This is a genomic window from Vibrio pelagius, from assembly GCF_024347575.1.
GTDB lineage: Bacteria > Pseudomonadota > Gammaproteobacteria > Enterobacterales > Vibrionaceae > Vibrio > Vibrio pelagius.
The window spans coordinates 2,274,394-2,289,905 of record NZ_AP025503.1 but is presented as its reverse complement, the minus strand read 5'-3'; the positions used below and the strand labels follow the sequence as shown (position 1 = coordinate 2,289,905).

Below are 15,512 nucleotides of genomic sequence, written 5' to 3'. Positions count from 1 at the left end.
AAGATAAATCCTACCTCAAATTTGCAATCTGCCTTTTTCCCAAGCTAATTTCCGCTAAAATAGTGAGATAATTATAATCACAAAATAACTCATCGACGGCTGTTGCACTCTCAAAGTTGTATGGGCCGGTACTATTTGCTGTTGTTAGGAAAAAGCTTGTATTCAGTGCTCCTTAGATTACTCATCTTCATGAGTCTTTCGCTGAGTGTTTCTACACTGAGTGTCGCATCATCGGTTTTCTATCCTTTACCTGTTCAAGGGCAAGGGAACTTTCTTGCGGCTAAAAACCTTTACTTAGGTGAAGGCGGAGGCTTATGGATCCATGATGTGCACGGTAAAGTCATGTTTTATGACGGTGGAACCCTCTTACCAAGAAAGGGTAGCCTACTTGAGTTTTCTTTCGACGAAGTGGCTTTCTTAAACGATGAGTTTTGGACTTACTTTGATAATGAGGTCTATCGTCATGTTCCTGGTATAGAGAGCTTTCTCGCGTTCAGTTTAAGCCCTGGATCAGACATTCTTAATATCGGCGCTTCAGGCGACTATATCTGGGTGACCGATCGAAACAACTTCTATACCTTCAACACTCTCACCAGCGAGTTTGAGACTTACTCATTACTTAAGCTCTATCGCCATAATAAACGAGGCGATATCCAAATAAATGATGCTGAACGTGTACTGTCGAAGTGGGTACTCGCAACATCGGCTGGGGTATATCGCTCAGAAGAGAGGGAGTTTGAGCACATAACTGCTTCAGGTAAATTCTATATCGAAGAGGTCTACTTTTCTGATGCTCGACGTGAGTTACTTGTCGGCTCAAGGAATGGGTTAGCGATCATTAACTTATCATCACCGGATGTGGTGAATAGAATTCCTGGTTCTCACGTCTTGTCGCTTGCTGAGACCTCAGACCAATACTGGATTGGAACCGAACATGGCCTGATGAGCTATAACTTTATCACAGGTAAGATTACGCGTTTCCAAGGGGCTGATAACCAAGATTTTTCGCTCCCGGGTGAAAAAATATACTCTTTAGTCAACGACTCTGCTGGCGGTTTGTGGGTCGCGACTAACAATGGTATACGCTACTTTTCTTTGTACAGCAGCACCTTTCAAAGAACCTCAATCTCTGGATTAGGTATGCATTCGGTGAGCTTTTCCGTCAATAAAATACTGTCTATCAGTGAATCCGAATTTTGGGTAGCGACGTCGGAAGGGTTATATGTAGCCAGAACAGATTCTAGAGTACTTCCCAAGCGAATCTACTCTGAACCAACGAGCGATATTGTTGCGTATCAAGGTTTAGTTTACCTTGCGACGCCAACCGGCTTAGTCGCTGTTGATCAGTATACTCGTCAGCTCAAATCGTTGAATTTACCTAGAAGCTTACTTCAACGGCAAGTCGATACTCTTGCTCTGAGTAAAGAAGGACTGCTTTGGCTGACATCTGAACAAAGCCTTTATTCACTCGATATAACCACAAATAAAGCGGTCTCCTATGGTGCGGATTGGCTAGTCAGTAAGTACTTACCTGCAAAGATTACCGATCTTTCGGTAGACGAACAAGGTGAGGTCTACATTGGTACGGACCATGGTTACTACTCATTGGTGAATGGCAAAATTGGCTTTAAAAAAGACAGCTTGAGGTTTGGTAAGGTCGTTGATATTACCCACTCTAGTGATGGCTCTCACTGGTTTGCTGGGCGCTATGGCATTTATCGAATGGCGAAAGGCAGTGAATTCATTGAAGATGTCGAGCTGGTTGAAGACAACATCAGTCCGGTGTGTTTGGTCAGTGATAAACATGGAGTTTGGCTGGGGTCTTCAAAAGGGATTAGCTTTTATGGGCTTAGTGGCAATCTCAATAAACATATTGGCTCACCATTCGGTTTGATTCTTAACGAGTTCTCACCTGGAGCGTGCAGTTTAGCAGTCGCTGAACCATTGCAATCGGGTTTGCTTGTTATGGGATCTAAGTATGGTCTCGTGGGGGCGATGTCTAATGAGCTTTTGGTGTCTGTGACACCGCAAAGGCGTGCGTTAGTAAGCAAAGTCACGGTCGATCAAGACACAGTTGCTTTGGGCGGAAAGTATATAGATTCATTGGAAGTACCTTATGGCAGCTCATTGAGTTTTAAGTTTGGAGTTTTGCCGTTTGGTTTTGTCCAAGCAATGGAGTATCGGTTGAGTGAAGATGAGCCCTGGATAGAGTTCGAAGGCGGCTTACTGACTCTTGAGCACATTTTGCCCGGTGACTATGTACTCGAAGTGAAGCCAGTTAAAGACTCACATTATCGTTTCGTCTCGACTAAGCAGCCGTTTTCTATTCTAGAGCCTTGGTATTTGAGTAATTGGGCTGCAGCAAGCTTTATTGTCTTGTTGGCAGGGTTTGTGATTGCGTTGGTATTTTGGCGTTCCCGTTTTGTTACTTTCGCCAACCGCAAGCTTAAGGCTCAAGTGGCATTGAAGACCGATCAGTTGCGGCATCAAAGTCGAATTTTATTGGCAACTAACCAACAACTTAAAAAGCAGCTGGCGGTAAAAAATGTTCTCGTAACCCATACAGCTAGCGGGTTAGTTGAAGAGGTAAATCGCGCCGCTGCACTGATCCCTAATTGGCAAGAGAGTGATGAAATATCGCCCATCGTAGAGCTTCGTCAAGGGCTAGAGCAACTTGCTCAGGGTCATGAGAATAGCCAAGCGACATATTACGATTTGGTTCTCGTTTTAGAGTCAGTGTTAACCGCATGGAAAGATGATCTTGCCAAGGCAGGTATTGAGCTCGAGGTCAGCTTAAACACTAAGCAGCGATATATCACACTGAATTACTTCAATCTCGATATTGTCTTTAATAGCTTGGTGGCCAGTGCAATCAAACGGAATTTTAAGTCTCAACGTATGCTTATTTTAGTTGAGGAGGTTCAACAGCAACTTGTGGTCACATTGCGTGATTTTGGGATGCCGTTCCCTAAGTGGGCAGTAGCCAATCCTGATACCGGTGTAACTCAGTCGACAGATCTAAACATTGAGAAACTACCAATCCTTGTACAACAGAGTGGTGGTGAGCTGAAGGCATTCATATCGGATTCGCAAAATGTTGTGCAGCTGCTTTGGCCAATTGAGTACCAAGCCTCTCAGAAAGTCACCGAAAGCACTTTAGAGCAGATAGAAACGATTAAACATCCTGTGCTTACGCAAGAGCAGCAGAAAATGAGCGCTGAACAAGAGTGGAAGAACCGTGTCACTCTATTAGTTGGTGAGCATTACTCTGATGCAGAGTTTGGCACGGCTTCTGCTGCACGCTTGCTATACATGTCCGAGCGCAGTTTACAGCGTCGCTTTAAGTCTGCTTTCGACAAGACGTTTAAAGAGCACTTGAACCAAGTACGTTTGGAGCATGCTTGTGAAAGACTGTTAGCTGGTGAGAAAGTGTCTGACGTGGCTTTCAATTCCGGATTCAATGACCCGTCGTATTTCAGCCAGAGATTTAAACACCACTTTGGTATGTCACCTTCGAAGTTTGCTGAAAATAGTGACGACTAATAGAAATACTAATGAGCCTCGATATATATCGGGGCTTTTTTATGCTTCTGAGATACGAGATACGAGATACGAGATACGAAAGAATAGACGATTGATTAACGAGGAGAGAGGTAGAGAAGATAAGAAAAAAAATATCGTGGTATAGCCGGGGGGACTATACCACGGGTGTCAAAGACACCTTCGCTTGCTGCCGGAGTGATACAGCGAAAGCTATATCACCTCTGGAATAAAGTTAAAGAGAAGGAGTTTCTCTTCGTTGGAATTAACTATACGGGGTAGCACTTATTTTCCTTATAAAATTAACGACATCATGATGTAACAAATCCGACATATTCTTAAGTTATTGATTTTTGATTATTTATTTGTGTTTGGTTGATTTCATACTCTTACGGTAGTTTTCTGTGAGTGTTGAAAATAACGGAATTGACGTAGCGTGTTTTGACGAAATTTACGAGTGTCTATTTTCGAAAACTTTGATTTCACACATTATTATTATGGTTATTGATGTGTATTATCGCGTTAATAACAATATTTCTCATTATCAATATCTCTACTGGATGCTTATGAAACTGTCACAGCTTGAGCAAGGTAAAGCGGCTACTGTTGTAGCGCTCACTGGATTATCTCCCGATGTCAGAAAAAAACTTATGGTCATGGGGGTTCTTCCGAAAACCCAAGTCACTCTGGTTCGTCGTGCACCAATGGGGGACCCATTGCAGGTTGAAGTTAGAGGTGTCTCTATTGCTATTCGTCAAAACATTGCCCAGCAGATCGAGGTGAGCCAATGAGTTATCAAGTATTGACGGTTGGTAACCCGAACAGTGGTAAAACAACACTGTTTAATGCTTTAACCGGTGCTAAGCAGCATGTGGGTAACTGGGCTGGTGTGACTGTAGAGAAAAAGACAGGTACATACAGTCATGCAGGCGATCAGTTTAAACTGACTGATCTTCCAGGTATCTACGCTTTAGATAGTGGTAATGACAGTAACAGTATTGATGAATCTATCGCTTCTCGTGCTGTACTTACTCATCCTGCTGATGTGATCATCAATGTTGTCGATGCGAGTAGCTTAGAGCGCAGCTTATACATGACACTCCAATTGCGTGAGATGGGACGTCCAATGATTGTTGTACTCAACAAGATGGATGTGCTTAAGCGTGAGCGTCAGGTTCTCGATCAGAAAGCTCTAGAAAAAGCATTAGGTTGCCCTGTTTTAAGCCTATCAGCAAACGACAAATCACAAGTTGCTCGCTTCAAAGAGAAGTTGCATAGATTGTTGGTTCAAGGTGTCAGCCTAGAGCCTATCACGATTGACTATGAAGAAGCGTTTGAAGCGTTAATACCACAAGTCGAAACAAAATTTGATGATACAGATGTATCGCATCGTGCGCTTGCTATTCGTGCCCTTGAAAATGATTACCTAGTTTTGAATAGCTTAGCGCCAAATGACCGTCAGCAGATTGATGCCATAAGAGCCGGTACCCTTCTCGATATCGACTTAGCAGTGGCAGATGCAAAATACACTATGCTGCATGAGCTTTGTAAGCGCGTGCGCCGTAGCGAAGGTAAGTTGAGCCGAAATTTCACAGAAAAAGCTGACCAACTGATTCTGAATAAGTGGGTAGGCATTCCGTTCTTCTTCTTAGTGATGTATCTGATGTTCATGTTCTCCATTAACATCGGTAGTGCATTCATCGACTTCTTTGACATTGGCGTTGGTGCACTGTTGGTCGATGGTGGTCACTACTTATTGGATGATCATGTACCGGTTTGGCTAGTGACTATCTTAGCGGATGGTATCGGTGGTGGTATTCAAACGGTCGCCACCTTTATCCCTGTGATTGCTTGCTTGTACTTGTTCCTTGCTGTTTTAGAGAGTTCAGGTTACATGGCTCGCGCCGCGTTTGTTCTTGATAAAGTGATGCAGAAAATTGGTCTGCCGGGGAAAGCTTTTGTACCTCTAGTGTTGGGTTTCGGTTGTAACGTTCCTTCTATTATGGCGACACGTACTCTTGACCAAGAACGCGAGCGTAAACTTGCCGCTGCAATGGCTCCATTTATGTCATGTGGTGCACGTCTACCTGTGTACGCTCTATTTGCAGCAGCGTTCTTTCCGGGTGCGGGTCAGAACATCGTATTTGCTCTCTACTTACTGGGTATTGTAGCGTCTATCTTTACTGGCTTATTCCTGAAGAATACGCTTTACCCAGGCAGCAGCGACAGTCTAGTTATGGAGATGCCAGACTACGAATTGCCAACCATGCAAAACGTAATGCTGAAAACATGGCAAAAGCTGAAGCGTTTTGTTCTGGGTGCAGGTAAAACCATTGTTATGGTCGTTGCAGTACTAAGCTTCCTTAACTCTCTGGGTACTGATGGCTCATTCGGTAACGAAGACAGCGAAAACTCAGTTCTTTCAAAAGCGGCTCAAGTGGTCACGCCTGTGTTTGCGCCAATCGGTATTCAAGAAGAGAACTGGCCAGCGACGGTAGGTATCATTACAGGTATCTTCGCTAAAGAGGCGGTAGTGGGTACATTGAACAGTTTGTACACAACCCCTTCAGATGAAGAAGTTGCGGAGTTTGATTTAGCGGGCAGCCTGTATGAGGCGGTAATGACAATTCCAGATAACCTAGCAGGTCTAAGCTATTCAGATCCTCTAGGTATCGAAGTCGGTGATCTTTCAGATTCAAGCGCTGTAGCCGAAGAGCAAGAAGTTAATACATCTATCTTCGGCAACTTGAAAGAGAAGTTTGCCTCTAGCCACGCAGCATTTGCGTACCTAATTCTTATCTTACTATACACTCCTTGTGTGGCTGCGATGGGCGCATACGTAAGAGAGTTTGGCCAAATGTTTGCTCGCTTTATTGCTGTTTGGACAATGGCGCTAGGCTACTTTGGTGCGGCTTTCTATTACCAAGCAGCTAATTTCGCTGCTCACCCAATCTCAAGTGCAGTTTGGATGGTAGTGATTGTGGTTGGCTTTGTTGTCACTTACATCGGCTTTAAAAAGCTGGGTAAAAAACAGCGCGCACTAGAGGTTCAATTCGCATGATTTTAAGAGAGTTACATCAATACATTACCGAGCAAGGTAGTGCGGCTCGTAAGGAGCTTGCGGCTAAGTTTGGCATGAGTGAAGATGGCGTTGATGCGATGCTCCATGTCTGGATAAAAAAAGGGAAAGTGAGTCGACTGGTGGATACTAATCAACATGGCCACACCACCCGCATTCGGTACACCATTAATCAACAAAACGGTTTATCACTCAACGTGATGATGTAGTTCTTAAGATGAAAATGAAAAAACCGCAGTCATAGAATGAAATGACTGCGGTTTTTGTTTTTATAGCTTTTGAAATATAGAGCTCAAAGATAGAACATTCTGGATACGTGTCAGCAGTGCAGCTTGTAATTCTTCACTGCGCTGTTCACCCTTGGTGTTGCCCCATACTGGGCCCGGCCAAGCGATGTCGTCCTTAAAACGAGCAATATGATGGATGTGTAGCTGCGGCACCATATTACCTAGTGCACCTAAGTTAAGTTTGTCTGGCTGAAAAGTCGCTTCTAGAGCTTGGCTTACCGCTTGTGACTCATGCAAGAATTGTTGTTGCTCTTTCATCGGCAGGTGATGAAGTTCTTTTAGGTTGGCACGTTTTGGTACAAGGATAACCCAAGGCACGGCATTGTCTTTATGTAGCAAGGCAAGGCTTAGTGGAAACTCACCAATAACAGTGGTGTCTTTTGCTAATTGAGGATGAAGTTCGAAGCTCATGATCTTTCCAATTAATTGTTTTAGTTGAGTATAAAGTTGGAATGAGAATGTGGCTAGCGCTTACGTTCTTAATAAGCAGATTCCCTATCACGTTCGTTCCTCACTGTAGGGAATGACGATTAGGGAGAGTGATGGCGCATCATTGGTGCCGCTTTGGAATCACCGCTCTTATTCCTGTCATCTCCTAAAGCGACGAAGGAGCGTAGTAGGAGATCTCTTACTATGAACGCCAGTGTGTACCAGCGCTTGGGCAGAAACCAGACCTCCAAATAAAACAAAAGGTTGACGCTTTCACGCCAACCTTTCTAATTATCTCGAATCTCGAATCTCGAATCTCGAATCTTGAATCTCGAATCTCGAATCTCGAATCGCTTACATACGCTCTAGAGTATCGATACCCAGTAGAGACAGACCTTGCTTGATTGTCTTCGCTGTCAGTGCAGCAAGCTTAAGACGGCTTTGTTTAATAGCTTCGTCTTCAGCAACTAGGATAGGGCACGCTTCGTAGAAGCTAGAGAATTGACCAGCAAGTTCGAATAGGTAAGTACACATGATGTGCGGCTGACCTTCACGAGCAACAGACTGAACCGCTTCTTCAAATTGTAGAAGTTTTGCGATAAGTGCTTTCTCTTTCTCTTCAGTGATCTTGATTTCACCTTCAAGCGAGTCCATAGAAATGCCGGCTTTTGCGAATACAGAAGCAACACGAGTGTAAGCGTACTGCATGTATGGTGCAGTGTTACCTTCAAACGCAAGCATGTTGTCCCAGTCGAACACGTAGTCAGTAGTACGGTGCTTAGAAAGATCCGCGTATTTAACCGCTGCCATAGCAACTGTGTTTGCGATAGTTTTCTTTTCGTCTTCCGCTAGCTCAGGGTTCTTAGATTCGATCAGTTGTGCTGCACGAACTTCTGCTTCATCAAGAAGATCAGCAAGACGAACCGTACCACCTGCACGAGTCTTGAATGGCTTACCATCTTTACCTAGCATCATGCCGAATGCGTGGTGCTCAAGAGATACAGACTCAGGGATGTAGCCCGCTTTACGAACGATAGTCCAAGCTTGCATTAGATGCTGGTGTTGACGAGAGTCGATGAAGTAAAGAACACGGTCTGCACCTAGCTCTTCGTAACGGTACTTAGCACATGCGATATCGGTTGTCGTGTATAGGAAACCGCCGTCGCGTTTCTGGATAATAACGCCCATTGGGTCGCCATCTTTGTTCTTGTACTCATCTAGGAAAACAACTTGTGCGCCATCATCTTCTTGAGCAATACCTTGAGCTTTCAGGTCTTCAACGATTGCAGGAAGCATGTCGTTGTACTTACTTTCACCCATCACATCATCACGAGTTAGAGATACGTTTAGACGGTCGTAGTTACGCTGGTTTTGAATCATTGTGATATCAACCAGTTTCTTCCACATCTCTGCGCAGAACTCGTCGCCGCTTTGTAGTTTCACTACGTAATTACGTGCTTTAACTGCAAACTCTTCGTCTTCGTCGTATAGCTTCTTAGACTCACGGTAGAAAGCTTCAAGGTCAGAAAGCTCCATAGAAACTTCGCCAGACTCTTGTTGTACACGCTCAAGGTTTGCGATAAGCATACCGAACTGAGTACCCCAGTCACCAATGTGGTTTGCACGGATAACGTTGTGGCCTAGGAATTCTAGAGTACGAACAACGGCATCACCGATGATGGTAGAACGTAGGTGACCAACGTGCATCTCTTTAGCAACGTTTGGTGCAGAGTAGTCAGCAACGATAGTTTGAGCTTCAGCCGCTGCAACGCCTAGACGAGAATCAGCCAAGGCTGCGTCTGCTTGTTGTGCAAGGAAAGCTTCATCTAGAAAGATGTTTAGGAAACCAGGGCCTGCGATTTCAACTTTAGAAGCGATACCGTCTAGGTTTAGAACGTCCAATACTTTCTGAGCAAATTCTCGTGGGTTAGTGCCTAGTCGCTTTGCAACGCCCATTACGCCGTTTGCTTGGTAGTCACCAAATTGTGGTTTTGCAGATTGGCGAACAGCCGCAGGAGAGCCTGCAGGTGCGCCAGCGGCTTCTAGAGCCTGAGATACTTTGTCATTAATCAGTGCTTGGATATTCACACGCGTTTCCTTCAATTCAAGGATGATAAGAGTGGTCGTTACTTCGGAGTCAGCTAAGGTTAAGGTGCAATTTACTTAACGCTTTAGTGACGAAATGAACAACAGACTCTGTTTGAGTTCACAAAAATGGCGGTAATGATACCAATTTTGTTGGCCTTCTTATAGGGCGGATTGATAGAAAATTTACATTTCCTTTAACCCAATAAACGCAATTACCGTAGAGATTTCAAAACAACGCTCAATAGAAGGCTTGTTGCAAAAAATAGAGCTGCTACCATGCGCGCATCAGATTTGGAGAAAGTAGATTATGACGCTCACGCAAGCACAATTAGAACCGCGACAGATGATTGAACGCCTAGATGATTTTATGGGCAGAATCGAAGAGTTTGGTAGTAAGCTAGGGTTAGATCTAAGCTTTGCTCAAGCAGACCATATTGCAATGAGGGTTAACGAGACCGCTTTAGCAAAAGCAGCGCATGAGGCGTGGTCGGGTTATGGTGAAACCATTTCTCAGGCGATAATCAATGGTCGCCCAATTGTTGTGATTGCTTTTGACGAACCATTAAAGAGCCGAGGTTGGTCGATTGAGTGTCTAGAATTGCCATATCCGGCAGAAGGTAAGATTTACCCAAGCCAAGATTGGGAACATGTTGAGTTTGTTATTCCATCTCATGCACAAACGGCTGATGAGTACTTAGCGGACCTTAAAGACACTTACCCGCAGTTCGCTGCTAACTTTGCAACGTTGGCAGAGCAAGGCGTTAAGATCAAACTCTCTAGTCCGAAAGGTGAAGGCGAGCGTTTGAATAACCCAACCGTTGCGTTTAAGCATCAAGGAGTTTGCATTAAACTGCACCCACACTCATTGAAGACGATTGTGGAATCAGAGCAGGATTAAATTTAGTTTTCGAAGATAGAGATTCCTGATCTCGCTTAGGCTCGTCGGAATGACGGCTAGGAGTAGGTGGCTCGTCATTCCCGATAGCGACGAAGGAGCGTAGTCGGGAATCTGTAACGACGAGTTCGGAAAATAGATACAAAAAACGCGTACTAGAGAAATCTATTACGCGTTTTTTATTTGTACTTGAAACGAAGGTTGCGAGTTACAGAATCACAGTCTTATTGCCGTAAACAAATACATGATCGTTGATCACCTTGTTTAGCGCCTTACTCAATACGTTCTTCTCTACGTCACGACCAGCCTGAGCCATATCTTTGGCACTGAAGTTGTGATCAACAGGGATCACGTCTTGCTTGATGATTGGACCTTCATCCAAGTCATTGGTTACAAAGTGAGCCGTAGCACCAATGATCTTCACACCGCGCTCATACGCTTGCTGATATGGCTTAGCACCAATAAACGCAGGTAGGAAGCTGTGGTGGATGTTAATGATCTTGTGGTTATATTTCTCGACAAAGCCCGGAGTTAATACACGCATATATTTAGCCAAAACAAGGTAATCAGCTTCGTATTGGTCAATCACTTCTAGCATTTTTTGCTCGTGCTCTTCACGGTTGAGCCCTTCATGAGAAACGTGGTGATAAGGGATGTCGAAGCGCTCAGTCAGGCTCTGTAGAATATCGTAGTTGCCAACAACAGCGGCAATTTCAACGTCAAGGCTACCATCGAAAGTCTTCATCAGAATGTCACCTAGACAGTGCGCTTCTTTGGTCACTAGCACTACAATACGTTTGCGTGAGGAGCCCACTAGCTTGCGCTTAGCATTGTCTGGTAGCGCTTGATCTAAATCGGCAAGAAAGGTCTCGTCATTGAAATACCCTTCAAGCTCAGTGCGCATAAAGAAGTGGCCGCTGGTGTTATCTACAAACTCGTTGTTGTGGATGATGTTGAGTTGATGCTTGTAACAAATGTTGGTGATTTTAGAGATTAGTCCCGGCGCATCGGTACAATGCGTCAGCAGTGTTTTCTTTTCCATTTCCATCTTACTTCCATGAAATATTTTTATTCTTTAAAAATTTATACAGTCAGTCGAACGGTGAACTTTGCTGTAATATGACCGTTATAATTAATCTATTATCTGACGACTTTCAACAAAATAGTTGGAAGATGGTTTGCTTTCATGGATATCCTAATAGGAATCGACTAGAGGTGTCTGTTTTACCACTTATTCATGTGCTTAATCTTTCTATCATACAGATGCACTCGGCATTCCACTGTCTCCTCAAACCTGCCATACTTCACGGTCAGATTCCTCAACCTGTACACGGTTTTCTCCAAGTTCGTAAATTATGATATCCAAAACGTTTTCTGCTGATGGCGCGCTAGGTAAAGCAATTCCCGGTTTTCAGCCGCGACAAGCTCAGCTTGATATGGCCGAAGCGGTTTCTAATGCAATCAAAGATTCAAGTCAGTTGGTGGTTGAAGCTGGGACTGGTACAGGTAAAACTTTTGCTTACTTAGTTCCCGCTTTGTTGAGTGGTAAGAAGACCATCATAAGTACGGGTTCCAAAAACCTTCAAGAGCAGCTTTTCCACCGCGACCTTCCGCTAATGACCGACGCGCTCGGCTTTTATGGACAAGCGGCACTGCTAAAAGGGCGTTCTAACTATTTGTGCTTGGATAGACTCAGTCGTCAGATGGTTGAGAGCCACGGTACACACACAGACCCAACACTGCTTGCACAGTTAGTCAAGGTGCGCAGCTGGTCGTCATCGACGCAAACGGGCGACCTTGGTGACTGTGACGATATCGCGGAAGATAGCCCAATTATCCCGACAATTACCTCCACGAATGACAATTGTTTAGGTAAAGAGTGTCCAAGCTATACAGATTGCTTTGTTCTTAAGGCTCGAAAGAAAGCGATGGATTCGGATGTGGTTGTGGTGAACCACCATCTATTCTTGGCGGATTTGGCGATCAGAGAAACCGGCTTTGGTGAGCTGATCCCCGATGCGGATGTCTTTATCTTCGATGAAGCCCATCAACTGCCAGATATTGCGAGTGAGTATTTTGGTCAATCGGTGTCGAGCCGCCAGATACATGAACTCGCGAAAGACATTGAGATTGGCTATCGCACCGAAGCCAAGGATATGCGCCAGCTACAAAAAGTGGGTGATAGGCTGGTTCAGTCTGCCGCAGATCTCAGAATTGTACTGGGTGATACCGGTTTTCGGGGCAACTGGCGTGAAGCACTGAAATCTGAGTCGATTGCCCGTGAATTGGTGCGTATGCAAGATGCGCTTGAGTTGGCGGTTGATGTTTTGAAGCTTGCTCTTGGGCGAAGCCAATTATTAGACACCGCGTTTGAGCGTGCCACTATGATTAAGGCTCGCATTGAGCGCGTTTGCGATGTCTCAATTACTGGTTATTCGTATTGGTATGACACCACGCCACGTCATTTTGCTCTGCATATTACGCCGCTGTCTGTGGCGGATAAGTTCCATGAACAGATCGAGCTCAAACCGGGAGCATGGATCTTTACATCGGCAACGCTCGCGGTATCGGATGATTTTGACCATTTTACCTCTCGTCTTGGCTTAAAACCGAGCCAGCAGTTCTCGCTACCAAGCCCGTTTGAATACCCGAAACAGGCGCGTTTATGCGTACCTCGCTATTTGCCGGAACCAAACAGTCCGGGGCTGGCGGATAAACTGGTGCGTATGCTTTCCCCTGTGATTGAACAGAACCAAGGACGCTGCTTTTTTCTTTGTACCTCACACAGCATGATGCGCGAACTTGGCGAACGCTTTAGAGAAACGTTGAGCGTCCCAGTATTGCTACAAGGGGAAACCAGTAAGCAAAAAACCTTGGCTGAGTTTATGGAGTTAGGTAACGCGTTGCTGGTGGCGACTGGCGCATTTTGGGAGGGGATAGATGTTAGGGGCGATGCGTTAAGCTGTGTTATCATCGACAAATTACCCTTTACGGCACCGGATGATCCCTTGCTCAAAGCGCGGATGGAAGATTGTAAGCTTAAAGGAGGCGATCCATTTGCTCAGGTTCAACTGCCTGATGCGGTGATCACCCTTAAGCAAGGTGTCGGGCGATTGATCCGTGATAAGAGCGACAGTGGCGCACTGATCATTTGCGATAATCGTTTAGTGACTCGGGATTATGGCGGCATTTTCCTGGGGAGTTTACCTCCTATTCCACGTACCCGAGATTTAGGGGTAATTAAAGAATTTCTAGCCAAAGCCGACGAATCATAAGTGACGCTTTGGCCACTGTTTTTAGATTTAGATAACGAATATTTGAGACATAAATGAGCGCAAAAATTCTTGCAGTAGATACAGCAACGGAAAACTGTTCAGTAGCATTGATGGTGGGAGAGCAAGTGTTCGCCCGCAGTGAAGTAGCACCACGTGACCATACCAAGAAAGTACTGCCTATGGTTGATGAAGTACTGAAAGAAGCCGGATTGACTTTAGCTGAGCTTGATGCGATTGCATTTGGTCAAGGCCCTGGTAGCTTTACTGGCGTGCGTATTGGTATTGGTATCGCACAAGGTTTAGCATTTGGTGCTGACCTGCCAATGATTGGTGTATCGACACTGGAAGCTATGGCGCAATCAAGCTACCGTCAGTTTGGTGATACCCATGTTGCAAGTGCCATTGACGCACGTATGAGCGAAGTTTACTGGGCTCGTTACAGTCGTGAACAAGACGGTCGTTGGTCTCTGGTTGATGAAGAGTGCGTTATCCCACCGCAAGAGCTTGTGAACCAAATTGAAGCAGACCAAAACACTTGGGCAAAGGTTGGTACAGGTTGGGCTGCGTACGCAGAGTACATGGATACGCTATCATTAACGACGAAGCCAAGTGATGTTCTTTACCCAGAGGCGCAAGACATGGCGTTTATCGCACAGTTTGCATTTGTGGCGGGTAAAGCGGTTCCAGTTGAAGAGTCTGAGCCTGTTTATCTACGTGACAAGGTGGCGTGGAAAAAACTTCCTGGTCGTGAATAGCTTTCTGTTCGTGATTAGCTTTCTGTTTGTGATTAGCTTCTAGGCTGAAAATAGCTTCTGGGTTGAAAGTAACTTCTTGGGTGCGAACAGTTTCTTGGTCGCAAATAAGCGACTGAGTCACGAACAAATAAAAACGTCATAACTTTTACAAGGTTCTGATAACCCATGACTCTAGATAGCGCATATTTAGAGTCATACCGAGGCAGAGATTGAGTGAATGGTATCAATTAATGGTTTACCTCCTTCTTCGATAGGCAATACATCTAAAGCCAATCGTACCAATAAGAAGAATCAGGTAAAGAAAACCGATGCAAAGACCTCAGTGGCACAACCCACTAAGGTAGCCAATGCTGTCTCGCACTCTATTCGTCATGTTCAAGAATCAGATATTCATCGAGCTCAAGTTCAGTACGACCTTCCTGAAGGGCGAGGACGAAAAGCGATGGAAGAGTATATGGATGTTATGAATCAGGCGAAAAAAGAGGAACTTACAAGACTCATCGGTGTCGATATTTATATATAAAAACATCAATTTATCTTCTACTTTAAGGGTTAAAACCATGTCGATTTCCCCTGCAAAGTTGCGCCTCTTTGCCCTTGGCTTATTCTCTGTGTTGATGGTCGGGTGTTCATCCCTACCTACAGAACTTGAAACCTCATCTGAAACCGTGATTACTGACTACCAAGAGTGGGTAAATCAACTGCCTGATGCTAAGGATGTCCGTCTAGGCGGTGTGATAGCTAAAGTCACTAATCTTAAAGATAAATCACGCGTTGAAGTGGTAAATATGCCTATTTCAAGCAGTGGTAAGCCAGATCTTGATGCTGAACCAAGTGGTCGCTTCGTCGCTTATGTTGATGGTTATATTGAGCCTCTAAGCTTTGCAGAAGGTCGCTTGGTGACATTTGTGGGTCAATCGGCAGGTTCGGAAAATGGTAAAATTGGCGAGTTCCCGTATACATTCCCAGTGATGAATGTTGATAACCAGCGCCTATGGCAAATCACCGAGCGTGTAATTGTGAATGACTTTGCTCCAACGTACTACTCGTGTCGTAGCCTACATTGCCGTAGTTTCCACACCATGCCTAGACAAGGTCGAGTGGTACAAGACTTAGAGTAGTCATTGGAGTGAGCGACTATGTCTCTCGCTTGAATAGACAAGA

General features: G+C 44.8%; 12 protein-coding genes. 9 read left to right on the top strand and 3 right to left on the bottom strand.

Going from position 1 to position 15,512, the window contains the following annotated elements; all coding sequences use genetic code 11:
• The first annotated feature begins 189 nt into the window (after positions 1-189).
• The 4 genes from vsple_RS09890 (at position 190) to vsple_RS09875 (ending at position 6,828) form a co-directional block, all read left to right on the top strand.
• Positions 190-3,543, top strand: a complete 3,354-nt coding sequence (locus vsple_RS09890) for an AraC family transcriptional regulator (RefSeq protein WP_261881903.1) — start codon at positions 190-192, stop codon at positions 3,541-3,543.
• Between the two features lie 563 nt (positions 3,544-4,106).
• Positions 4,107-4,331 (top strand): FeoA family protein, encoded by a 225-nt coding sequence (locus vsple_RS09885; RefSeq protein ID WP_255231806.1) that lies wholly within the window; start codon positions 4,107-4,109, stop codon positions 4,329-4,331.
• The gene (gene feoB / locus vsple_RS09880; protein ID WP_261881902.1) at positions 4,328-6,601 is read left to right on the top strand and encodes a Fe(2+) transporter permease subunit FeoB; all 2,274 of its coding nucleotides are present in this window, start codon (positions 4,328-4,330) and stop codon (positions 6,599-6,601) included. Before vsple_RS09885 ends, feoB begins: the two co-directional genes overlap by 4 nt.
• Positions 6,598-6,828 (top strand): FeoC-like transcriptional regulator, encoded by a 231-nt coding sequence (locus tag vsple_RS09875; RefSeq protein ID WP_255230200.1) that lies wholly within the window; start codon positions 6,598-6,600, stop codon positions 6,826-6,828. Before feoB ends, vsple_RS09875 begins: the two co-directional genes overlap by 4 nt.
• Before the next feature lie 60 nt (positions 6,829-6,888).
• On the opposite strand, the gene vsple_RS09870 is transcribed toward vsple_RS09875, so the two are convergent.
• Both vsple_RS09870 and argS read right to left on the bottom strand, forming a co-directional pair.
• Positions 6,889-7,317: an HIT family protein gene (locus vsple_RS09870; RefSeq protein WP_261881901.1), complete on the bottom strand. Its 429-nt coding sequence runs from the start codon at positions 7,315-7,317 to the stop codon at positions 6,889-6,891.
• A 372-nt stretch (positions 7,318-7,689) separates the two neighbouring features.
• Complete coding sequence (gene argS / locus vsple_RS09865) at positions 7,690-9,423, bottom strand: arginine--tRNA ligase (RefSeq protein ID WP_261881900.1); 1,734 nt, start codon at positions 9,421-9,423, stop codon at positions 7,690-7,692.
• A gap of 307 nt (positions 9,424-9,730) precedes the next feature.
• Between argS and vsple_RS09860 the strand changes: the two genes are divergently transcribed.
• Positions 9,731-10,321, top strand: coding sequence for a VOC family protein (locus vsple_RS09860; RefSeq protein ID WP_261881899.1), 591 nt, complete (start codon positions 9,731-9,733; stop codon positions 10,319-10,321).
• Positions 10,322-10,526: 205 nt separating this feature from the next.
• Here vsple_RS09860 and purU read toward each other — a convergent pair whose 3' ends face one another.
• Positions 10,527-11,360 (bottom strand): formyltetrahydrofolate deformylase, encoded by an 834-nt coding sequence (gene purU / locus vsple_RS09855; protein WP_261883161.1) that lies wholly within the window; start codon positions 11,358-11,360, stop codon positions 10,527-10,529.
• A gap of 313 nt (positions 11,361-11,673) precedes the next feature.
• Here purU and vsple_RS09850 point away from each other — a divergent pair, with 313 nt between their 5' ends.
• The 4 genes from vsple_RS09850 to vsple_RS09835 all read left to right on the top strand — a co-directional run bounded on the left by vsple_RS09850 (position 11,674) and on the right by vsple_RS09835 (position 15,469).
• Positions 11,674-13,593 carry a DNA repair helicase YoaA gene (locus tag vsple_RS09850; RefSeq protein WP_261881898.1) on the top strand — a complete coding sequence of 640 codons (1,920 nt, stop codon included), beginning with the start codon at positions 11,674-11,676 and terminating at the stop codon, positions 13,591-13,593.
• A 53-nt stretch (positions 13,594-13,646) separates the two neighbouring features.
• Positions 13,647-14,348 carry a tRNA (adenosine(37)-N6)-threonylcarbamoyltransferase complex dimerization subunit type 1 TsaB gene (gene tsaB, locus vsple_RS09845; protein ID WP_261881897.1) on the top strand — a complete coding sequence of 234 codons (702 nt, stop codon included), beginning with the start codon at positions 13,647-13,649 and terminating at the stop codon, positions 14,346-14,348.
• A gap of 217 nt (positions 14,349-14,565) precedes the next feature.
• Positions 14,566-14,871 (top strand): chromosome partitioning protein ParA, encoded by a 306-nt coding sequence (locus tag vsple_RS09840; protein WP_255230205.1) that lies wholly within the window; start codon positions 14,566-14,568, stop codon positions 14,869-14,871.
• Positions 14,872-14,908: 37 nt separating this feature from the next.
• Positions 14,909-15,469 (top strand): Slp family lipoprotein, encoded by a 561-nt coding sequence (locus tag vsple_RS09835; RefSeq protein ID WP_261881896.1) that lies wholly within the window; start codon positions 14,909-14,911, stop codon positions 15,467-15,469.
• Positions 15,470-15,512 lie beyond the last annotated feature (43 nt).

Coding starts and splice junctions, on each gene's coding strand:
- vsple_RS09890 (WP_261881903.1), top strand. CDS start 190: ATGAGTCTTTCGCTGAGTGTTTCTACACTGAGTGTCGCATCATCGGTT.
- vsple_RS09885 (WP_255231806.1), top strand. CDS start 4,107: ATGAAACTGTCACAGCTTGAGCAAGGTAAAGCGGCTACTGTTGTAGCG.
- feoB (WP_261881902.1), top strand. CDS start 4,328: ATGAGTTATCAAGTATTGACGGTTGGTAACCCGAACAGTGGTAAAACA.
- vsple_RS09875 (WP_255230200.1), top strand. CDS start 6,598: ATGATTTTAAGAGAGTTACATCAATACATTACCGAGCAAGGTAGTGCG.
- vsple_RS09870 (WP_261881901.1), bottom strand. CDS start 7,317: ATGAGCTTCGAACTTCATCCTCAATTAGCAAAAGACACCACTGTTATT.
- vsple_RS09860 (WP_261881899.1), top strand. CDS start 9,731: ATGACGCTCACGCAAGCACAATTAGAACCGCGACAGATGATTGAACGC.
- purU (WP_261883161.1), bottom strand. CDS start 11,360: ATGGAAAAGAAAACACTGCTGACGCATTGTACCGATGCGCCGGGACTA.
- vsple_RS09850 (WP_261881898.1), top strand. CDS start 11,674: ATGATATCCAAAACGTTTTCTGCTGATGGCGCGCTAGGTAAAGCAATT.
- tsaB (WP_261881897.1), top strand. CDS start 13,647: ATGAGCGCAAAAATTCTTGCAGTAGATACAGCAACGGAAAACTGTTCA.
- vsple_RS09840 (WP_255230205.1), top strand. CDS start 14,566: ATGGTATCAATTAATGGTTTACCTCCTTCTTCGATAGGCAATACATCT.
- vsple_RS09835 (WP_261881896.1), top strand. CDS start 14,909: ATGTCGATTTCCCCTGCAAAGTTGCGCCTCTTTGCCCTTGGCTTATTC.